Annotated in this window: 18 protein-coding genes; 5 read left to right on the top strand and 13 right to left on the bottom strand. The window is 53.1% G+C overall.

The window, feature by feature from the left end; all coding sequences use genetic code 11:
- Positions 1 to 165: 165 nt before the first annotated feature.
- From greA to dnaK, 9 genes are all read right to left on the bottom strand, one after another.
- On the bottom strand, positions 166 to 642 hold the full coding sequence (greA, locus tag Q0796_RS06505) for a transcription elongation factor GreA (protein WP_298441292.1): 477 nt from the start codon (positions 640 to 642) through the stop codon (positions 166 to 168).
- A 181-nt stretch (positions 643 to 823) separates the two neighbouring features.
- Positions 824 to 4,045 carry a carbamoyl-phosphate synthase large subunit gene (gene carB, locus Q0796_RS06500; RefSeq protein WP_298441290.1) on the bottom strand — a complete coding sequence of 1,074 codons (3,222 nt, stop codon included), beginning with the start codon at positions 4,043 to 4,045 and terminating at the stop codon, positions 824 to 826.
- A 17-nt stretch (positions 4,046 to 4,062) separates the two neighbouring features.
- Entirely contained in the window at positions 4,063 to 5,217 is a 1,155-nt protein-coding gene (gene carA, locus Q0796_RS06495; protein ID WP_298441288.1) for a glutamine-hydrolyzing carbamoyl-phosphate synthase small subunit, read from the bottom strand.
- A 227-nt stretch (positions 5,218 to 5,444) separates the two neighbouring features.
- Complete coding sequence (dapB, locus tag Q0796_RS06490; RefSeq protein WP_298441287.1) at positions 5,445 to 6,260, bottom strand: 4-hydroxy-tetrahydrodipicolinate reductase; 816 nt, start codon at positions 6,258 to 6,260, stop codon at positions 5,445 to 5,447.
- 171 nt (positions 6,261 to 6,431) lie between these two features.
- Positions 6,432 to 7,043 (bottom strand): FKBP-type peptidyl-prolyl cis-trans isomerase, encoded by a 612-nt coding sequence (locus tag Q0796_RS06485; protein ID WP_298441285.1) that lies wholly within the window; start codon positions 7,041 to 7,043, stop codon positions 6,432 to 6,434.
- 78 nt (positions 7,044 to 7,121) lie between these two features.
- Complete coding sequence (locus Q0796_RS06480) at positions 7,122 to 7,940, bottom strand: M48 family metallopeptidase (RefSeq protein ID WP_298441283.1); 819 nt, start codon at positions 7,938 to 7,940, stop codon at positions 7,122 to 7,124.
- A gap of 152 nt (positions 7,941 to 8,092) precedes the next feature.
- On the bottom strand, positions 8,093 to 10,045 hold the full coding sequence (locus tag Q0796_RS06475; protein ID WP_298441281.1) for a S9 family peptidase: 1,953 nt from the start codon (positions 10,043 to 10,045) through the stop codon (positions 8,093 to 8,095).
- Between the two features lie 140 nt (positions 10,046 to 10,185).
- A complete protein-coding gene (gene dnaJ, locus Q0796_RS06470; RefSeq protein WP_298441279.1) occupies positions 10,186 to 11,334 on the bottom strand; it encodes a molecular chaperone DnaJ in 1,149 nt (382 codons plus the stop codon).
- A 104-nt stretch (positions 11,335 to 11,438) separates the two neighbouring features.
- Positions 11,439 to 13,349: a molecular chaperone DnaK gene (gene dnaK / locus Q0796_RS06465; RefSeq protein ID WP_298441277.1), complete on the bottom strand. Its 1,911-nt coding sequence runs from the start codon at positions 13,347 to 13,349 to the stop codon at positions 11,439 to 11,441.
- 255 nt (positions 13,350 to 13,604) lie between these two features.
- Here dnaK and Q0796_RS06460 point away from each other — a divergent pair, with 255 nt between their 5' ends.
- On the top strand, positions 13,605 to 14,522 hold the full coding sequence (locus Q0796_RS06460) for a DMT family transporter (RefSeq protein WP_298441275.1): 918 nt from the start codon (positions 13,605 to 13,607) through the stop codon (positions 14,520 to 14,522).
- A 10-nt stretch (positions 14,523 to 14,532) separates the two neighbouring features.
- Here the strand turns inward: Q0796_RS06460 and Q0796_RS06455 are convergent, their stop codons facing one another.
- A complete protein-coding gene (locus Q0796_RS06455; RefSeq protein ID WP_298441273.1) occupies positions 14,533 to 15,360 on the bottom strand; it encodes a LysR family transcriptional regulator in 828 nt (275 codons plus the stop codon).
- Between the two features lie 113 nt (positions 15,361 to 15,473).
- Here Q0796_RS06455 and Q0796_RS06450 point away from each other — a divergent pair, with 113 nt between their 5' ends.
- The 3 genes from Q0796_RS06450 to Q0796_RS06440 all read left to right on the top strand — a co-directional run bounded on the left by Q0796_RS06450 (position 15,474) and on the right by Q0796_RS06440 (position 18,068).
- Positions 15,474 to 16,196 (top strand): SDR family oxidoreductase, encoded by a 723-nt coding sequence (locus Q0796_RS06450; protein WP_298441271.1) that lies wholly within the window; start codon positions 15,474 to 15,476, stop codon positions 16,194 to 16,196.
- 166 nt (positions 16,197 to 16,362) lie between these two features.
- A complete protein-coding gene (locus Q0796_RS06445) occupies positions 16,363 to 17,064 on the top strand; it encodes a L,D-transpeptidase family protein (RefSeq protein WP_298441269.1) in 702 nt (233 codons plus the stop codon).
- Positions 17,065 to 17,201: 137 nt separating this feature from the next.
- Complete coding sequence (locus tag Q0796_RS06440) at positions 17,202 to 18,068, top strand: alpha/beta hydrolase (protein ID WP_298441266.1); 867 nt, start codon at positions 17,202 to 17,204, stop codon at positions 18,066 to 18,068.
- 82 nt (positions 18,069 to 18,150) lie between these two features.
- Here the strand turns inward: Q0796_RS06440 and grpE are convergent, their stop codons facing one another.
- Complete coding sequence (grpE, locus tag Q0796_RS06435; protein ID WP_298441264.1) at positions 18,151 to 18,717, bottom strand: nucleotide exchange factor GrpE; 567 nt, start codon at positions 18,715 to 18,717, stop codon at positions 18,151 to 18,153.
- A 93-nt stretch (positions 18,718 to 18,810) separates the two neighbouring features.
- Here grpE and nadK point away from each other — a divergent pair, with 93 nt between their 5' ends.
- A complete protein-coding gene (gene nadK / locus Q0796_RS06430) occupies positions 18,811 to 19,695 on the top strand; it encodes an NAD(+) kinase (RefSeq protein WP_298441262.1) in 885 nt (294 codons plus the stop codon).
- Between the two features lie 110 nt (positions 19,696 to 19,805).
- Here nadK and Q0796_RS06425 read toward each other — a convergent pair whose 3' ends face one another.
- Together Q0796_RS06425 and Q0796_RS06420 are read right to left on the bottom strand one after the other, a co-directional pair.
- Positions 19,806 to 20,894 carry a rhomboid family intramembrane serine protease gene (locus tag Q0796_RS06425; protein WP_298441260.1) on the bottom strand — a complete coding sequence of 363 codons (1,089 nt, stop codon included), beginning with the start codon at positions 20,892 to 20,894 and terminating at the stop codon, positions 19,806 to 19,808.
- On the bottom strand, positions 20,891 to 21,490 hold the full coding sequence (locus Q0796_RS06420) for a hypothetical protein (RefSeq protein ID WP_298441258.1): 600 nt from the start codon (positions 21,488 to 21,490) through the stop codon (positions 20,891 to 20,893). The genes Q0796_RS06425 and Q0796_RS06420 overlap by 4 nt, the downstream gene beginning before the upstream one ends.
- Between the last annotated feature and the right edge of the window lie 191 nt (positions 21,491 to 21,681).

Here is a 21,681-nt window from a genome sequence, read left to right as displayed (position 1 = left end):
TTCCAAGCGCCACCGTGAACTGGCACTGAATATGGTGATGTTGGTGCGAAGATTTGTGTCGCTTTAGCACAGATTACGCTAGCGATATCAACAGCCGAATGGCTAAGTCTGGATACAAACAAGCCGCCCGCAGGCGGCTTGTTCTTGGGCGTGTACAAAAACGAATTACAGGTACTCGACCTTAATCACTTCGTATTCGATATCACCAGCTGGCGCTTTAACAATCACGCTGTCGTCCAACTGCTTACCCACCATGGCGCGGGCCATCGGTGAATTCACCGAGATCAGCTTGTTTTTAAAGTCCGCTTCGTCATCACCCACAATGCGGTAAGTCACTTCTTCGTCGGTATCTACGTTCACCAAGGTAACGGTAGAACCAAAGATCACTTTGCCGTTATTGGCGATCTTAGTTACGTCGATAACTTGGGCGTTAGACAGCTTACCTTCGATGTCACGAATGCGTGCTTCACCGATGCCCTGCTCTTCACGAGCGGCGTGGTATTCGGCGTTCTCTTTTAGATCACCCAGTTCGCGGGCAGACGCGATCGCTTCAGAAATTTGGGGGCGCTTAGTGAACTTCAAGTATTCCAACTCTTCACGAAGCATTTCCGCACCGCGGACAGTCATTGGAGCAGTAGCCATAATGTTCTCTTTCTCTCACAAAAACTCAGCATCAATGCCGTGATTAAACGGCAACGACAACGCAAGTTGGCAATATGGAATCGATTTTATTGGTGGGAATTGTAAACGTAAAACGCCGGTGGGTCATCCCATCCGGCGTTGAGTTTCAGCTAACTGGCTGCTTAGTTAGCAAAAGCGATAACTAGCTTAGGCTACGCTGGTGCAGTTCTTGTACTGAATTTACGTTGCTGCGGTCATCGGCATTGTGTGCCATGCAAGTCGCAAATGCGGCGTTCATGGTGGTGGTGTAATTCACCTTGTAACGCAACGCACCGCGGCGCAATTGACGTGAATCTTCAATCGCTTGGCGACCTTCGGTGGTGTTAACGATGTAGGTGTATTCGCCATTCTTAATCCGATCCAGAATGTGCGGACGACCTTCATGCACCTTGTTAACCAAGCGAGGGTTGATCCCTGCTTCGCCCAAGGCCACGGCGGTACCGTGGGTCGCATCCAATTCGTAGCCTTGTTCGATGAGCTTCTGGGCCAAATCGGCGATGCGGCGTTTGTCGCCACTGCGAACCGACAGCAAAGCGCGGCCATTTTTCGGCACATCTTTAATGGCCCCCAGCTGGGCTTTGGCGTAAGCCTCGGCAAAGGTGTCACCCACCCCCATCACTTCACCGGTAGAGCGCATCTCTGGCCCTAACAGTGGGTCAACCCCAGGGAACTTATTGAACGGCAACACCACCTCTTTCACCGAGAAGTACGGCGGAATAACCTCTTGGGTGAAGTTTTGCTGTTGCAGTGATTTGCCCGCCATAACCCGCGCGGCGACTTTGGCCAGTTGCACCCCGGTTGCCTTAGAAACAAATGGCACGGTACGCGCGGCACGCGGGTTCACTTCAATCAGGTAGATAACGTCGTCTTTCACCGCAAACTGTACGTTCATCAGGCCGATAACGCCCAGCTCTAAGGCCAGCTTACGCACTTGCTCGCGCATCTGATCTTGGATCGACTGATTTAGGGTATATGGTGGCAAGGAACAACCGGAATCACCGGAGTGAACCCCCGCTTGCTCAATGTGCTCCATAATGCCACCAATCACCACATCAACGCCGTCACACACCGCGTCCACGTCCACTTCGATGGCATCATCCAAGAACCGATCCAGCAACACTGGCGATTCGTTCGATACCGATACGGCTTCGGTGAAGTAACGACGTAAGTCTTGCTCGTCGTAGACAATTTCCATTGCCCGGCCGCCCAATACGTAAGATGGACGCACCACCAATGGGTAACCGATGCGTTCAGCGTCGGTCACCGCTTGCGACAGCGCAGTAACGGTGCTGTTTTCTGGCTGCTTCAGACCAAGGCGTTCAACCGCTTGCTGGAAACGCTCTCGATCCTCGGCACGGTCAATGGCATCTGGGCTGGTGCCGATGATTGGCACGCCTGCCGCTTCCAGTGCCCGCGCCAGTTTCAGTGGCGTTTGGCCACCGTACTGCACAATCACGCCCTTTGGCTTTTCAACGTTAACGATTTCGAGCACATCTTCGAAGGTGATCGGTTCGAAATAGAGGCGATCTGAGGTGTCGTAATCGGTCGATACGGTTTCAGGGTTGCAGTTAACCATGATGGTTTCATAGCCGTCTTCGCGCATCGCTAAGGCGGCGTGCACACAACAGTAATCAAACTCGATGCCCTGACCAATCCGGTTAGGCCCACCACCAATCACCATGATCTTATCGTTATTGGTTGGCTTGGCTTCGCACTCGTCCTCGTAGGTTGAGTACATGTAAGCGGTATCGGTAGAGAATTCCGCCGCGCAGGTATCCACCCGCTTGTACACTGGGAACAGCTCAAACTTATGGCGCAGCTTACGGACTTCCGCTTCGGCAACCCCAACCAGCTCAGCAAGGCGGGCATCCGCAAAGCCTTTGCGCTTTAAGGTACGCAGGAAATCGCTGGTCAGAGTGCGTATGCCGCCCTCTTTCACCTGCGCTTCCAGCTGCACGAGCTCTTCGATTTGCACCAAATACCACGGATCGATGTTGGTGATGCGATGGATCTCTTCCATCGTCATCTCTGCGCGGAAGGCATCAGCGATGTACCACGGGCGCTCACAGCCAACGTCTTGCAGTTCGTAACGGATCTTGGCCATGGCGTCGGCGTCGTGCAGATCCACAATTGGGTCAAACCCAGTGCGGCCAGTCTCGAGGCCACGCAGCGCCTTTTGCATCGATTCTTGGAAGGTGCGGCCAATGGCCATCACTTCACCAACCGACTTCATCTGAGTGGTTAAGCGGTCGTTCGAGCCGGCAAACTTCTCAAAGTTAAAGCGTGGAATTTTCGTCACTACGTAGTCGATTGACGGTTCAAACGAGGCAGGGGTGGCGCCACCGGTGATGTCGTTTTGCAACTCATCCAAGGTGAAACCAACCGCCAACTTGGCGGCGATTTTCGCGATAGGGAAACCCGTTGCTTTCGACGCCAAGGCCGACGAGCGTGATACCCGTGGGTTCATCTCGATGATGACCACACGGCCCGTGTTAGGATCGACGCCAAACTGAACGTTAGAGCCACCGGTTTCAACGCCAATCTCGCGCAGTACCGCCATCGAGGCATTTCGCATCAGCTGGTATTCTTTGTCGGTTAGGGTTTGTGCTGGGGCAACGGTGATGGAATCGCCGGTGTGCACGCCCATGGCGTCAAAGTTTTCAATGGAACAAACGATGATGCAGTTGTCGGCGCGGTCACGCACCACTTCCATCTCGTACTCTTTCCACCCGATTAAGGATTCATCAATCAGCAGTTCGTTGGTTGGCGACAGATCCAAACCGCGGGTGCAGATCTCTTCAAACTCTTCGCGGTTATAAGCGATGCCGCCACCACTGCCGCCCATGGTAAAGGAGGGGCGAATGATGCAAGGGAAACCCACTTGCTCAAGTACACCGTTGGCTTCCTCCATGGAATGAGCAATGCCCGCGCGCGGACACTCTAAGCCAATCGACTTCATCGCCACATCAAAGCGAGCGCGATCTTCGGCTTTGTCGATGGCATCGGCGGTTGCGCCGATCATCTCGACCCCAAACTCGGCCAGCACCCCATGCTTTTCCAGCTCAAGGGCACAATTCAGTGCAGTTTGCCCACCCATGGTTGGCAGCACCGCATCGGGGCGCTCTTTGGCGATGATGTTACGAACCACTTCCCAGTGAATCGGCTCGATGTAGGTGGCATCGGCCATCTCGGGATCGGTCATGATGGTGGCGGGGTTGGAGTTCACCAAGATCACCCGGTAACCCTCTTCACGCAGGGCTTTACAAGCTTGCGCGCCAGAGTAGTCAAACTCACAGGCCTGGCCAATTACGATTGGGCCAGCGCCGAGGATAAGGATACTTTTTAGGTCGGTACGTTTTGGCATTGTTCTGTCTCTCGCGCTTATTTTTGGGCCTTAAACTCGTTCATCAGTTCGATAAAGTGATCGAACAGTGGCGCCGCATCATGGGGGCCGGGGCTCGCCTCTGGGTGGCCTTGGAACGAGAACGCCGGCTTATCGGTGCGGTGGATCCCCTGCAGGGAACCATCAAACAGGCTTTTATGAGTTGCGCGTAAGTTTGCCGGCAGAGTGGCTTCATCCACCGCAAAACCGTGGTTCTGGGCGGTGATCATCACTCGGTTGTTGTCCAAGTCTTGCACCGGGTGGTTACCACCGTGATGGCCAAACTTCATCTTCAAGGTGGTGGCACCCGAAGCCAGAGCCAGCAATTGATGGCCTAAGCAGATCCCAAACTGGGGAATGTTGGTTTCCAGCAACTGCGTGATCGCCTCAATGGCGTAATCACAGGGCTCTGGATCGCCGGGGCCGTTAGACAGGAACACGCCATCGGGCTGCAGCGCCAACACGTCCGCGGCTGGGGTTTGTGCCGGTACCACGGTCACGTCACAACCCCGGTCAACCAGCATCCGCAAAATGTTGTGTTTAACCCCGTAGTCGTAAGCCACCACGTTGTATTTCAGCTCGCCTTCCGGGGTGTCAGACGGCAAACCGCCCACCAGCTTCCAGCTGCCTTGGCGCCAAGTGTAAGGTTTGGCGGTGGTCACCTCTTTGGCCAAATCCATCCCTTTTAGGCCCGGGAACGCTTGGGCGGCGGCCAACGCCTGCTCAACGTTATCTTCACCGGCGATGATGGTGCCAGCTTGCGCCCCATGCTCGCGCAGGATCCGCGTCAGCTTGCGGGTGTCGATGTCGGCAATGCCAACCACACCGTGCTGGTTAAGGTAATCGCTTAGAGACTGCTCATTGCGGAAACTCGAGGCTAAGGTTGGTAAATCGCGGATCACTAATCCCATGGCGTGAATGGCATCGGATTCGGTGTCTTCGGCGTTGGTGCCGGTATTACCAATGTGGGGATAGGTCAGGGTGACAATTTGTCGTGAATAGGAGGGATCGGTCAGAATTTCTTGGTAGCCCGTCATCGAAGTATTAAAAACGACCTCTCCGGCCGACATACCTTGGGCACCTATGGATTTCCCACGAAAAACAGTCCCATCTTGGAGAACTAACAGGGCAGTTTCTTTCAACTTGACCTCCACCAATTAAAATTATAAGTTTTTGGTTTTCTTGCCATTTAGGCTGTAGGGCAATAAGCAAAAAATGGATTTTTGACAAATTCCGCGAACTATACCAGCGGAATTCCCATTTGCCTATTTGTAACCAGCAGTTTGAGCGTTTGTTATCAGGGTTAATCTGTTCATTTTATTGAACGATGTCACCCGCAAACTGCAAAGCATAAAAAAGCACGCCCATTGGCGTGCTTATTTTATTCAGGATCAAATCCAAGGACTTGCTGCATGTCATACAGCCCCGAGGGTTGTTCGACCACCCATAACGCGGCCCGCAATGCACCATTAGCAAAGGTGGTGCGGCTGCTCGCCTTATGGGTTATTTCAATCCGTTCGCCAATATCGGCAAACAACGCGGTGTGTTCCCCCACCACATCACCGGCACGGGTGGTGGCGAAGCCAATGGTTTTCCGGTCGCGTTCACCTTCCATCCCTTGGCGGCCATAAACCGCACACTCAGTCAGATCGCGGCCTAAGGTATCGGCAATCACTTCGCCCATTTTCATGGCGGTGCCTGATGGCGCGTCTTTCTTAAAACGATGGTGGGTTTCTTGAATTTCAATGTCGCATTGCTCGCCCATCACCTGCGAGGCAATTTTCAATAGGCGGAACATCAAGTTGACGCCCACGGCCATATTGGGGGCAAACACCATTGGCGTGTTTTGAGCAATGGCCGTCAGCTGCTGCTGTTGCTCGGCAGACAGGCCGGTGGTGCCGATGATCATTGCTTTACCCAGCGCCTGACACTGTTCGGCATACGCTAAGGTCGATTCTGGCGAGGTAAAATCGATCAAAACATCGAAGTTATCCGCCACCTCAGCCAAATCGGACGCCAGTTTTACCCCGGCGGTCCCGCGAGCGACCAACTGGCCAGCATCGCAACCAACTAAGGTGGAACAGGCTCGTTCCATTGCCGCACCCAATTCGATGGTTGGGTGTGCCAGTACGGCTTCAATGAGGGTACGCCCCATGCGTCCACTAGCACCAGCAATGGCAACACGAATGGTTTTCAAGGTTTCTTTCCCCGCAGAGTGTTCCAGTTCACCCGGCGAACTTATTCACCAGTGTGATCAAATCGGTTGTTGCCAACAGAGTGTGACTGCCGTCAACAGGCGCACTATATCCGTTTCATCGGCAACAAAAAAGGGAAGCCGAAGCTTCCCTTAGGTTTTACTGGCTACCTATTACAGGATTTCCAGTAATTCAACCTCAAATACCAGCGCCGCAAACGGTGGGATTGCGCCGCCTGCACCTTGCTCGCCGTAAGCCAAGGTGTGTGGGATAGCCAGCTTAACCTTGGTGCCAACAGGCATGGTTTGCAGGGCTTCAGTCCAACCGGCGATAACGCCGCCTACTGGGAAGTCAGCGGGTTCGCCACGATCGACAGAAGAGTCGAATACACGGCCATCAGTGAAGGTGCCGTGGTAGTGACAACGTACGGTAGACTCAGCGGTCGGCTTTTCGCCTTCGCCTTGCTTCAGTACTTCAATCTGCAGACCAGATTCGGTAACGGTTACTTCGTCACGCTTGGCGTTTTCAGCCAAGAATGCTTCGCCTTCGCCAGCGGCTTCTTTGGCCTTGGCTTCAGCTTCTGCACGCATACGCTCAGAGATCACCTGAAACGCTTGCTGCAGTTCAGCTTCTGGCACTGCAGAAGCGGCGCCGTTCATGGCATCAGCCAAACCAGCTTGTACTGCTGCGATGTCTACGCCTTCAAAGCTCTGGCTCGCCAGTTGATCGCCCATTTGACGGCCAACGCCGTAGCTTACTTTCTGTTCAACAGACTCAAAAGTCATGGTTTGTTCCATTTTTAGTGGGTTTGAAAGGCGTGGATAATAGCACTTTTTAAATACTGAACCCAGCCATCCACCACGCTAGCTTGGTACTTTGCATTGAGGCTGATAACCCTGCTGCTGCGCTTGTTTGTACAAGCCTTGAGCTTCAGGTTGGCGCTTACTCAATTCGTTGATGCGAGTGTCGTGTGCCGGGTGAGTCGACATGAACTCCATCGGCGCATTGCCGCCACTGGCCTTGGCCATGTTTTGCCACAGTGCAATGGACGCAGCGGGATCAAATCCGGCCCGCGCCATCAGCTCTAACCCGATCACATCGGACTCACTTTCTTGCTGACGGCCAAAGGGCAGTAAAATCCCCACCTGAGCGCCTAAGCCCAAACCCGCCATGATCATCCCTTGATTTTGGCTGCCACTGGCCCCCAATGCCGCTTCAATCACTTGCAAGCCGAGGTTGGTGGCTTGGCCGCGGGACACTTGCTCGTTGCCGTGATCCGCCAACACGTGACCAATTTCATGGCCAATCACCGCCGCCAGCTGATCCGGCGTTTGCGCCGCTTTCAATAAACCGGTGTAAACCCCAATGTGGCCGCCAGGTAAGGCAAAGGCGTTCACTTGATCGGAGTCGAACACCACCAGATCCCACTGCTCTTGCTGGCTATCATCCACCGCACGCAGATGCTCTGGCTTGGTTAAGGCCGCCGTCACGCATTGCACATACTGATTGATCGCTTTGTTGGTGCTGAGCTGCTCTTTTTGCTTGATCTGAGCAAAAGACTGATCGCCCATCTGCCGCATCTCATCGGCACTGAACATAAGCAACTGATTGCGCCCCGTTGGCGAAGTGGCAGAGCAGGCACTAAGGCCGATCAATGCTGCTGCAATGGCTATCCGTTTCATGCTGTGATCCCTTTCATACTGATGTTAACCCATGGTAACGATTCGCCGCCCCTAAGGGCAATATGGGGCATACCGTGACTTTCTTATTCTGCCCCACAATCACAACAGCCAGCTTCGGTAAGCTGGCTGTTGCTTGGCACTGAGCTGAAAGATTACAGCTTTAGATTATCGTCAAGAAAGTTAACCATCTTTTCGTAATAGGCTTTACGGGTTGCTGGATCCGCCAAGCCGTGGCCCTCTTTATCCATCTCTAGGTACTGATACGGATAGTGGCGCTTGTCTAACGCTTTCATCAACGCTTCAACGTGTTCAACCGGCGCTCGTTCATCTTCTTCACCGTGCATCAGCAACAGCGACGCCTTTAATTTATCCACATTGTGCACTGGGCTGAACTTACGCAGCTGCGCTTTATCTTCACCAAGCGCATCTTTCAGGAATTTCATCCCCGTTTTACGGGCCTGAATGTCACCTTCGTCAAACATCATCTCCAGATCGTAGATCCCCATCGACCCCACGGCGCATTGGAACAGATCCGGTTCCAAAATCGAGCTTTGCAACGCCGAGTAGCCGCCATAACTGGCGCCATAGATGCAGATCCGCTGTTCATCCGCGATCCCTTGTTCAATGGCGTAGCGGGTACCATCAATGATATCGAACTGACTTACTCCACCCCATTGCCGATGCCCTGCTTGTTCGTAGCGCTTACCAAAACCTCCAGAACCGCGAAAGTTGACCTGCAACACCGCATAACCACGGCTGGCAAGCAGTTGGGTTTCGTAGTTGTAACGCCATTGATCCCGCACCCCATGAGGGCCGCCGTGCGGGTTAACGATCATCGGCAGCTTAGCTGCGTCTTTAAGCTCCATACCTGGCGGCAGAGTTATATAGCCGTGAATTTTCTGGCCATCACGGGCAGCAAAGCTGATCGGCTCAACATAAGAAGCTTGCTTACTATCAACCCAGCCGCGGCTGTGCACTAATGACTTCAGTTTGTTGCTCTGGCTTTCATATAAGTAAAACGAAGGGGGTTGCTGATCGCTGTATACCTTCACCACGGCACGAGCGCCATCCAAGCTTTGGCTTGGCAAGCTCACCTGCTGGCCAGGGAAAGTAGCCATCAGGCTTTTTAACGCTTGCGCGGTCGGGTGTTTCCCCCGAATAAAGATGTAACTCGGAAAGTTGGGTTCCACTTCCAGTGCATACAGTTCACGCCCTTTAGGGCCGAAGTGCAAATTGCTGATATCCACCTGCTCATCTTTATACAACTGCTTCACCTCACCGGTTTCCACATTCATTTTAATCAGGACATCAACGTCACTGTGCAAGTTACTCACTGCGTAAATGTGGGTATCATCGGCAAAGCCGACTGGGTAAAATTTACCGCCATCATTGCTTTCCGAAGGCACCTTAATCCAATCGCTGCCGCGCTTTTTTCGATAGCGCACGTCCCACTCGCCATTTAAGTTCTTACCGGAAACAAAGCGGACTTCACCCTTATTGTCAGCCAAGAAATAGGCATTGGGCACGGGTGCGCGGCCAAGGCTGCGGGTTTTGCCGTTATACACGTTCAGCTTAATGATCTCGGCAAGACGTTCACCGGTGGCGCTCATTGGCGTCGCGGCCATTAAGATGTGATCATCATCTTCCGGCATCAAATCGATAACTTCGCCCCAAGCCTGCATCGATTTTTGCTTTTTTAAGCGAGTGCCCGTTTGCATCTCACCGGCACGATAACCAAACACGTTATGGCCACGTTTACCGTCGGCATTAACCGCAAACCATTCGCCGTACCACAAGGGCTCGGCTAACCAGCCTTTTTTCACGCGCAATTGAAAAATCAGCCGATCATTATTGACCCAGTAGTACTGGCCAACCTCTTTTTTGCCTCCAAAGGCAACCACATTCACAATCGAAAGCGTATTGGCATCCAATACCGCTAAGACATCCTTGCCATCTTTAGGCATTTTGATTGCCAAGAACTGGCCATCCGGTGAAATCTTGACCGACTTGTATTGCGACTCTTTGGTGAAGTGCTCGATGTCAGGCATCGCCACACTGAAAAATGGCAGCGACAGCCCCAGCAGCAATAACACAATCCTTAGCATTTGATCTTTCCCTTGTTACAGAACTTGATGCAATGTTAACCAGTTGTATCTGCGCTTTCTGTAGGAAAAAGGCCATTCGCGGCAAAAAACCAATAAAAAAGCCACTCAAATGAGTGGCTTAATTCAAACGATGGCAGCGCTTAGCTGGTCAGATCGTCAAAAAACTTCTTCACACCATCGAAAAAACCTTCCGCTTTGGGGCGGTGCTGTTTGCTGGTGCCTTCAAAGCTGGCTTCCAGCTCTTGCAGTAGCTCTTTCTGGCGACCGGTTAAGTTAACCGGCGTTTCGATGATCACCTTGCAGATCAAATCACCAACCGCGTGGCTGCGAACCGACTTAACACCTTTGCCGCGTAAGCGGAACATGCGCCCAGTTTGGGTTTCTGCTGGGATCTTCAAAGAAACACGACCGTCTAAGGTCGGCACTTCAATCTCGCCACCCAGTGCTGCACTGCTGAAGCTGATTGGCACTTCGCAATACAGGTTGTTGCCGTCACGCTCGAAGATTGGGTGATCTTTAACGTGCATCTGTACGTACAGATCCCCGGCTGGCGCGCCCATCTGACCGGCTTCGCCTTCGCCAGCCAAACGCACGCGATCGCCGGTATCCACGCCTGCCGGAATGTTAACCGACAGGGTCTTGGTTTTCTCAACCCGACCTTCACCGTGACACTTGTTGCACGGATCCTTGATCACCTTACCGCGACCATTACAAGTCGGACACGCCTGCGCAACCGCAAAGAAGCCCTGACGCATCTGCACTTGACCTTGGCCATGACAGGTGCCACAGGTTTGTGCGCTCGAGCCTTTCTTGGCGCCGCTGCCATCACAGCTGTCACAAGAGGACAGCGATGGGATCTTCAGCTCTTTCTTACAGCCTTTAACCGCTTCTTCCAAAGACAGTTCCAGGTTGTAACGCAGATCGGCACCGCCGCGTTGCTGTTGACGACCACCGCCACCACGACGGCCGCCACCACCAAACATGTCGCCAAAGACATCGCCAAAGATGTCTTCGAAACCGCCAGCACCACCGCCGCCACCAAAGCCACCGCCGCCACGGTTAGGATCAACCCCAGCATGACCGAACTGATCGTAAGCCGCACGTTTCTGGCCATCGGTCAGAATTTCATAGGCTTCTTTGGCTTCTTTGAAGTTTTCTTCCGCTGCGGTATCGCCTGGGTTGCGATCCGGGTGGTACTTCATTGCCAAGCGTTTGTACGCTTTTTTAATGTCGCGCTCGCTGGCATCGCGGCCAACACCCAGCACTTCGTAGTAATCGCGTTTAGACATAGTGATTGTCGCGTTCCGTGTTACTCGATAAATATGACAAAGCGGGCGGCCGGTTTGGCCGGACGCCCGCTCAAATAGCTATTTAAGCAGTGATGACAGCAGAATTACTTCTTGTCTTTCACTTCTTCAAATTCAGCGTCCATTACGTCGTCGGCTGCTTTGGCTTGAGGCTGTTCTTCGCCGCCAGCTTGTTGTGCTTGAGCCTGCTGTTGAGCAATCTCCATCAACTTCTGCGATGCTTGGATCAGCTCTTGAGTCTTAGCTTCAATGGCGTCTTTGTCGTCGCCTTTAACTGCTTCTTCAACTGCTTTACAGGCCGCTTCAATGGCGTCTTTGTCTTCACCAGTCAGCGCGTCGCCGGCTTCTTCAACCTGCTTGCGAGTACCGTGTACCAGACCGTCAGCTTGGTTGCGAGCTTGAACCAGCTCTTCAAACTTCTTGTCTTCTTCGGCGTTCGCTTCGGCGTCGTTCACCATGGCGTTGATCTCGTCTTCAGACAGACCAGAGGAAGCCTGAATGGTGATCTTCTGCTCTTTGCCGGTGCCCTTGTCTTTGGCTGACACGTGCAGGATCCCGTCGGCGTCGATGTCGAAGGTAACTTCGATTTGTGGCATGCCACGCGGCGCCGCCTGAATGCCTTCTAAGTTGAAGTTACCCAGCGACTTGTTGCCTTGGGCTTGCTTACGCTCACCCTGCAGCACGTGAATGGTCACGGCCGACTGGTTGTCTTCTGCGGTAGAGAATACCTGCGACTTCTTGGTTGGGATGGTGGTGTTCTTCTCAATCAGAGAAGTCATCACGCCGCCCATGGTTTCGATACCCAAAGACAGTGGGGAAACGTCCAGCAGCAATACGTCTTTCACGTCGCCAGCCAATACGCCGCCCTGTACCGCAGCGCCCATGGCAACCGCTTCGTCTGGGTTCACGTCTTTACGTGGCTCTTTGCCGAAGAAGTCAGCAACCGCTTGCTGTACTTTAGGCATACGAGTCTGACCACCGACCAAGATGATGTCGTTAACGTCAGACACCGACAGGTCCGCATCTTGCAGTGCCACTTTCAACGGCTCCAAAGAGCGCACAATCAGATCTTCAACCAAAGATTCCAGCTTAGCGCGGGTTACTTTGATGTTCATGTGCTTAGGACCGGTTGCGTCTGCAGTGATGTACGGCAGGTTAACGTCGGTCTGCTGCGCTGAAGACAGTTCGATCTTGGCTTTTTCAGCGGCTTCTTTCAGACGCTGCATGGCCAGTGGATCGTTCTTCAGATCGATGCCTTGCTCGTTCTTGAACTCTTCAGCCAAGTAGTTGATCAGGCGGTTATCGAAATCTTCACCACCCAAGTGGGTGTCGCCGTTGGTGGCCAGAACTTCAAAAGTCTGTTCGCCGTCAACGTTGTCGATTTCAATGATGGAGATATCAAACGTACCACCACCCAAATCGTATACCGCAACCACGTTGTCGCCTTCGGTACGGCCCATGCCGTAAGCCAGAGCCGCAGCAGTTGGTTCGTTGATGATACGTTTTACGTCCAAACCAGCGATGCGACCGGCATCTTTGGTGGCTTGGCGCTGAGAATCGTTGAAGTAAGCTGGTACGGTAATTACCGCTTCAGTTACTTCTTCGCCCAGGTAATCTTCTGCAGTTTTCTTCATTTTCTTCAGAACTTCTGCAGATACCTGCGGTGCAGCCATCTTGTTGCCTTGCGCTTCAACCCAAGCGTCACCGTTGTCCGCTTCAACAATGTTGAACGGCATGATGTCGATGTCACGCTGTACCACTTCGTCTTTAAAGCGACGACCGATCAAACGCTTGATCGCATACATGGTGTTGTGTGGGTTGGTTACTGCCTGACGCTTAGCTGGTTGACCAACTAAGGTTTCGCCATCGGTGTAAGCGATAACTGACGGGGTAGTACGATCGCCTTCAGCGTTCTCAACAACACGCGGCGCATCGCCGTCCAAGATAGCAACACAGGAGTTAGTGGTGCCTAAATCGATACCGATGATCTTGCCCATCGAAAGCCTCCGAAAACTTTGCAATAACGAGGTGTAAATAAGTTACAAACTATGTGGGGTCAGCCAAGCGCCCTTTCAAGGGAAACGCGCAAACTTTTGCGGCCGACTGATTCTGACAAGAGAAATGGGGATAGCCCTGTGGCTTTCAAGGGTAAAAATAAAAAAAATTTAGTTTGTGGGCGTTATCGTCCGCTTCAGGATTGTATACAATCTTCAATACGCCTTTTTCGCTACCACAGAAAATAAAATAAACACGTGAAAAATCAAACTCGAGCGATGCAATTTGGCTTCGCAGCGGTGCTGTGTTGGTCAACCGTTGCTACCGCATTTAAATTATCGCTGCAGCACTTATCCCCGGCACAATTAGTGTTGTATGCCTCGCTTGTGTCCACTTTGGTGCTGTTTGGCATTGTTCTTTATCGCGACCAACTGCCGCAATTGGCGCAACAATGGCGCCAAGCCCCTTGGCATGCGATCAAATGCGGGGTGCTTAACCCCTTTCTTTATTACTTTGTGTTGTTTGCAGGCTACGATCGCTTACCTGCCCAACAGGCGCAGGCGTTAAATTACACTTGGGCGATCATGCTGAGCCTATTAGCGGTGCCGATGTTGGGGCAAACGCTGCGACGCTGGGACATTATTGCCGCCATCGCCGCTTATGCTGGGGTGGTGATCATTGCCACTGCGGGCGATTTCAGCCGCTTGCAGCTGTCTGATCCCAGCGGCATTGGCTTAATGATGATCTCTACCGTGTTGTGGGCGCTGTACTGGATCATCAACACCAAGCAGCAGGGCAACCCGGTGGTTGGCCTGTTATTGGGCTTCATCGTGTCGCTGCCGTTAACGCTTGCTGTCTGTGCATATCGGGGCGAGCTGGCACTGCCCAACTGGCAAGGCTTCGCTGGTGCTGCCTATATTGGCTTATTTGAAATGGGACTGACGTTTGTGCTGTGGCTTACCGCGATGCGTACTGCAGAACACACCGCCAGTCTCAGTAACTTAGTGTTTCTTGGCCCCTTTATCTCGCTGCTGTTTATCTGGCAGATCTTGGGCGAGGTGATCGCCCCCGCCACCATCATCGGTTTGGTGTTGATTGTGGCGGGATTAATGGTGCAGCAATTGGGGCCGAAAATGGCCAAGGCCAAGCTCGCCAGCCAGCGTTCAACCCCGTAACCCATTGGCGTTACATCGGCACGCGACGCAGCAGTTGGCTTAAGCTGCTATCGGCGCGGGAAGCCGGTAAGCACAGCCCAATTCGGCGGAACATCCGTGGTGCCAGCAACGGCACCGCCTTAAGTTGTTCGCAGCCCTCTAAGACCCCCGACGGTAAGAACGAGATCCCCAACCCAGCACACACCATGTGCCGTACTTGGGTTTTATGGGCTGCCTTGGCGACCAAGTTAACCGCAAAGCCGCCACTGGCCAGCAAACTTAAGGTTTGCTGATGCGCTTCACAGGCCGCGCATTCAATAAAGGAGTATTGATCCAGCTGCGCCAACGACACCTCATCTTGGCTGGCCAGCGCGTGGTCGGTGGGCACGCACAACACATAGTCTTCCTCCCACAGCGGCACAAACAGCTCTTCCTCTTTTTTCAGCACATCCAAGGTTAAGCGCGCATCCACCTCGCCGTCATCGTGATCGCACAGTTCAATCTGCAAGCGCGGCTCCAGCTGCTGACAGCGATCGATAAAGGCCACCAGCTGCGATGGGCTTAAATCATGAAAATTACCCAGCCGCAATTTGATCTTAGCTTGGCGCTCGGCAAACATCGCCGGCAGCTCATCCGCTTGCCCTAATAGGCGTCGGGCCAACGGGTAGAGCTGGTGGGCATCGTCGGTAAGATCGACACCGCGTTTGTGGCGAATAAATAATGTGGCCCCAAGTTCCTGCTCTAACTGTTTGATAGAACTAGATAATGATGGTTGAGACACAAAACAACGCTGGGCCGCAGCGGTGATGTTGCGCTCTTCAAATACCGCCACAAAGCAGCGCAGTCGACGCAGATCCATAGGCAAACCCTATTACAGACAAAGAAACAAAGTATTTTAGCCCGATAACGACTATCTCTATAGTGGCCGCCATCACGTTGCCAAGCTGGCAACGACTTAATTGGAGAAACCCCATGACTAAGCCACTTGTTGTAATTACCGGCGCCTCTTCTGGTATCGGCGAAGCAACCGCTCGCACTCTGTCAGCCCAAGGCCACTCACTGCTGCTGTTGGCTCGTCGAGTAGAAAAGCTGGAAGCGTTAAACCTGCCAAACACCCTGTGCCGCAAAGTGGACGTTACCGACGTGGCGACCTTTGATGCCGCCATCAAAGAAGCGGAAGCGCAGTTTGGTCCCGTTGATTGCTTGGTTAACAACGCCGGCGTAATGCTGCTGGGCGACGCTCACACCCAAGATCCTGCTGAATGGAGCAAGATGCTGGACGTCAACGTAAAAGGCTTACTGAACGGCATCCACTTGGTTCTGGCAGGCATGCGTGAACGCAAAGCCGGCACCATCGTCAACATCTCTTCGATTGCTGGTTTCAAAACCTTCCCGAACCACGTGGCATACTGTGGCACCAAGTACGCGGTACACGGCATGTCCGAAACCCTGCGTGAAGAAGTGTGTGGCGACGACGTGCGCGTTATCGTGATCTCCCCAGGCGCGGTAGAAACCGAACTGCTGAGCCACACCACCCGTGACGACATCAAAAACGGTTACGGCGAATGGAAAGACGCCATGGGCGGCGTACTAAAAGCACAAGATGTGGCCAACGCCATTGAATACGCTTACGGCCAACCGCAAAACGTACACATTCGTGAGATTGCGTTAACCACCACTCGTCAGCCAGCATAATTTGCGTTAATTCAAGCAAATCAATCGACTGATTATGAAGCCCGCAACTTGCGGGCTTTTTCGTTTATTGCGTAAGCTATAACGGTTAGCTCGGTTGTGACATAGGACGTTGCAGCCCCGCGGTGGCTATGAAACACTGCCGCCAAATCACGAAGGAGATTCACCGTTGCGTGTCACGCTGTTGTTAACACTGCTGCCAGTGTTGTTGCTGTCTTTTGCTGCCCCAAGCTGGGGTAAGATCCGCACGGTTGAATCGGTGCTTTCCGCCTATGGGCCAGACGCCCGCGCGCGGTTGGCCCCCTACTTTGAACGCCTGCCGGATCAGCTCAAGCCCAAAGCAGCGAAATTAGTGGCGTTAAAAGCGGAACGCAAATTAGAAATTTGGCTGCAGGGGCAGGATAACGCTTGGCACCATCTGCGCAGCTACCCCATTAAACGCGCCAGTGGCACCTTGCGCCCGAAGATGCGCCAAGGGGATCTGCTGGTGCCCGAGGGGATCTACCGACTGGATGCCGCCAACCCCAACAGCAAATTTCATCTGTCGCTGCGGATCGATTACCCCAATCAGCTGGACCGCCACTATGGCAACGTAGAACAACGATCCGATTTGGGGGGCGACATCTTTATTCACGGCCGCGAAGTCTCTACCGGTTGTCTGGCCATGGGCGATCGCTCCATTGAAGAGCTGTTTGTGCTGAGCCACGACATTGGCCTGGATAACATTGAAGTGGTGATCAGCCCCAAGGATCCCCGCCGCGGGATCTTAAAGCGACCACGGGATCTGCCCGCCTGGGTTGATCTGAAATACCAAAAAATCGAAGCCAGCGTGGCCGAGTTGCAAGCCAACCGCCCCTTTGTTTGGTATTAACCCCATATCCCCGCGTGGTAACCGCCCCACTGCAGCTGCGGTGAACTACCACAAAGAATTAAGCTTGGCGCTTACGCTGGCGTCCCGCACCGTTCCTTGTTAGCGTATTTGCTCTAACATCAAACAAGGACGTATCGATGTTTCAACCGGTGTCAGCCCACAGCCCCTACCTCAGCCTTGGTGGCCGAGGCCCTGCAGCCCATTTTTATCACGCTAATGGCTTTCCAATTGGGGTTTATCAGCCGCTGCTGCGCCAACTGTTGCCGCATTTCAGCTTAACCGCCCTACCGATGCGACCAACCTGGCCCGATGCGGGCAAGCCGCCGCAATACCACGGCTGGATGCTGTACGTGGATGATCTGATTGAGCAGATTGAACGCCACCACAATGAGCCCATCATCGGCATTGGCCACTCGATGGGCGCCAGCTGCACCGCTTTGGCCGCGTATCGGCGCCCCGATCTTTTTAGCCAATTGGTGTTGATTGAGCCGGTTACCGTTGCCACGTGGCAATCCACCCTACTGCGCTACGCCCCTAACTCGTTAAAGCAGCGCCACCCCTTGGTAAAATCCACCTTGGCCAAACGCCACCACTGGCCCACTCCGCAGCAGTTTGTGCACGAACTCAGTCGTAAACGCCCATTTCAGCACATTGAAGCCGATACCTTAGAAGCCTTTGCCGATCACGGCGTGCGCCCCACCAGCAGCGGCAATGTGGAATTGGTGTTTGATAAAATTTGGGAAGCCGCTAACTACAGTGAAGCCCGTAACATCATGCCAGTGCTAACTGACTTACCGGTGCCCACCGTAGCCATTCGCGGTAAGCCTTCGGCGTTCTTCAGCGACACCACATGGCAACAGTGGCAACGTAACGCCAGCAACGTGCTGTTTAAGCAAAACCAGCAACACGGCCACTTAATGCCTTTGGAAAACGCCAAGGCCACCGCAGAATTGATCCGCACGGGCGTAGCGGAACTCAGCCAGCGCAACCTCGTCATCAGCTAACGCACCACAACGGGGCTGTTCGCCCGCAGACAAAAACAAAAAAACCGAGCCTAGGCTCGGTTTTTTCTGCGACGGTTAGCGCTTACTGCGCAACCATCACCATCGCTGGGCGCAACAGGCGACCGTTTAAGGTATAGCCTTTTTGCATTACCGCCATGATGGTATTGGAATCGTGATCCGGGCTTGGCACCATCGAAATGGCCTGATGCACCTCTGGGTTAAAGGCTTCGCCTTCAACGCCCACAGCTTCAATGCCAAACTTGCCAACGCTATCAATAAAGCTTTTATGGGTTAGCTCAACGCCTTCCAAGATCGCTTTAACCGCATCGGTATCCTTATCGCCTGCCTCTTGGGCACGCTCTAAGTTATCGATAACCGGCAGCAGCTCTTTTGCGAATTTCTCTAACGCAAAATCACGAGCCTTCTGCACGTCAATGGCTGCACGGCGGCGGATGTTATCCACTTCTGCCGCGGCGCGCAGTTTGATGTCTTTTTCACCATCCACTGCAGCCTGTGCCTGAGCCAGTTCCGCTTCCAATTGAACGATGCGCTCATCACGCTCGTCTACGATTTCCGCTTCCACAGCTTCTGCTTCTACAGATTCAATATCTTCTTGTTGATCGACAACTTTTTGCTGCTCGTCGCTCATCACAACTCCGCCAAAATCACTTTATTCACTTAAACACTGAGCCTATTATGGGGATCAATATTCCCACTTCAAGGCCGCTTCGGTTTTCTTTTTATGTCTCAGCCCTTTCGTACTATCGGCCTAATTGGCAAACCGGACCATCACGGGGCCAACCAAACCCTGCGAAAGCTGTTCTATTGGTTGCACGAGCGCAATTACCAAGTATTGATTGAGCAGCGGATCGCCAAGCAGTTGGGCTGCACCAAAGCCGAAGCCTTAACCCTATGTGAAATGGGCGAACGCTGCGATCTGGTGATTGTGGTGGGGGGCGACGGCAACATGCTAGGGGCAGCGCGGGTGCTGGCCCGTTACGATGTGGCCGTTATTGGCGTTAACCGTGGCAACCTTGGCTTTCTTACCGATATCTGTCCCGATGAGTTTGAACAGAAGCTGGGGCCGGTACTGGCCGGTGAGTTTGATACCGAAATGCGCTTTTTGCTGGAAGCCGAGGTATACCGCCACGGCAAGCTAAAATCCACCAACAGCGCCATGAACGAAGCGGTATTACACCCAGGGCGAGTCGCTAACATGATTGAGTTCGAGGTGTACATCGACGACCAATTTATGTACAGCCAACGAGCCGACGGCATGATTGTCTCTACCCCAACGGGGTCGACGGCGTACGCACTCTCCGCTGGCGGGGCGATCCTTACCCCCAACATGAATGCGGTCATTTTGGTGCCAATGTTCCCTCATTCACTGTCTGGCCGACCGATTGTGGTTGATGGGGAATCGGTGGTGAAATTGATCGCGTCACCTGAAATGGGCAACCGGCCCTTAGAAGTTTCCTGCGATGGCCACATTACCCTGCCCGCCCTCCCCGGCGACGAGATCATCATACGCCGCGCGAAGCACAAACTGCGGTTGATCCACCCTAAGGGCCACAGCTACTTTGAAGTGCTGCGAACCAAACTGGGCTGGGGCAGCAAACTGTTTTAACCCAAAGGCCGCCATCAAGATGGCCGAGGTAAACCAACAAAAAAGGCTTGATTGGCGCTTACCCAATCAAGCCTTTTTTCGTTGCGGTAGCCGTTACACTCGCGGTTAAACTAGCGATTAACTTTAACGCTGTTTTGCGCCAAGATCCGCACCACCGGATTGGTTTGATAAACCCACTCTTTCAAGCCCAACCCAAATGCCAGCCCCACCGCAAAGCCCCCCAGATGGGCCCAGTAATCCACGCCCTGCCCATCCAGCAGCATCGCCAACAGATTATCGATCACCAGCCAAATGGCGAAATACCACACCGGTGACAACTTCTTCTGATAGATAATAAACATGAACGACAAACTGGCGAAGCGGAACCAAACCAAATACATCGCAAACAAGGCGGCAATGGCGCCACTGGCACCAACGCTCATGATCTCGCTGTTCCAGTTAGCCACGGTGCTAATGATCCCTGCGCCAATACCACAAACCAGATAGATCCCCAAATAGCGCCAACGCCCCAGTACGTCTTCAAGGTTGTCGCCAATTAACAGCAAGAAATACATGTTGCCCAGCAGGTGCAGGATATCCCCATGCAAAAAGGTGGCACTGAGCAGTGTCCACCACTCGTTGCCTTGAGCCAGATCCGCGGGACGACTGGCAAAGTGGGCAAATACCCACTCGGTGTCACTGTACGAACCAAAATACGCCCAAAAGAATAACGTGTTTAACACCACCAATGACCAAGTCACAATCGGCACCCGATGGGGTTTTATGTTGTATTCCACCGGAAAACGCACCAGCGTTTGAAATAGCCAACTTTTCACTGAAACTTTCTGGTTTATCTCGCTCAGTGCCTGCCGCAGCCGCGGTGAGTGTTCTACTTTTTCGATCTCATCATTGCCAATCCACACCCCATCGCAGCTGGGGCAGGCATCGAGTTCCAGATCAAAATTATCTAACAACTTGGCTCGCTTTAATTTGATGTTGCAGTCGGGGCAACGCAATAAGGTTTTACTGCGTTGCTGGCTCAGGCTATTGCTAATGTCGGCGTTATCTTCGCCATTATCCACCTCAGAGATCACCCGATTGATTTCACTCTCTTCGAACCACATTCCAGCACAGCGGCGACACACGTCCACCGCTTCTTGCCGGTAGGGGGTTACGGTTAAGGATTCACTCGGGCACTGCGGGCACAGTTTCTGGCTCATTGTTCTGCCTCACTCGGCGCAACCGCTTTAAGGTCATCCACATACACGTCGAATTGCTCAAGGTAGGTGGCCAAGGTGGCGGTGTTGCTTTTCAATTTCGGCAGCACCTCATGCGCCATCCTATCCAACTGTTTCGTCATTAAACCGCTGGCGTATTGAGAGGAATAAAAAGAGGCTTCCGCCTTGGCAATGATGTCATCAACCTGAGCATAGAAACGTCGCGTTTCCCCAAGAAAATAACTGGGGGTTTCCAGGGTGATCTGCGAATACTTCATGGTTTCCCAAACATAGCGACTGATGTTGGGGGCATTCGCTTTCAGCTGATTGGACGAAATATTGCGGCTAAGGTACTGCTTATCGTATTCCCGCAGGGAACCGATGTTATCCGCCAGCTCTTCATACAAAGACTGCCGTAAAAAATAGTTATTCTGCCGTGCCGTCACATCATCAAAGATGATCGCCTGTTTTAACCCCGCCTGTGCGGCCAGATACACCCCCACCACCGTGGCAATGATCATTAATGTGTGACCAATCCAAAACGCAGAGCTGGTCAGCTCGCTGTGATCGATTTTGGCGCTGGGCTTGCTGTTTGACACCGTGAGACTCCTTTAGGCTAGCTGCAACCCCAGTCCGTGAGGTTGCTCCCGGATGGGGCGCAATGTGCCGCTCAACCCCATCGACGCGGCATGGTAACAAACAGATAAATAACAACAAAGTTTAAAAATGGTCGATTCTATCGGCGCGCCTCTGCTGCCGCGAAAAGGCACGATTTCTGCCCCACAGCATG

Source organism: uncultured Ferrimonas sp., assembly GCF_947489035.1.
GTDB lineage: Bacteria > Pseudomonadota > Gammaproteobacteria > Enterobacterales > Shewanellaceae > Ferrimonas.
Note: the sequence above shows the minus strand (reverse complement) of the source record. Positions and strands in the feature narration are given on the sequence as shown.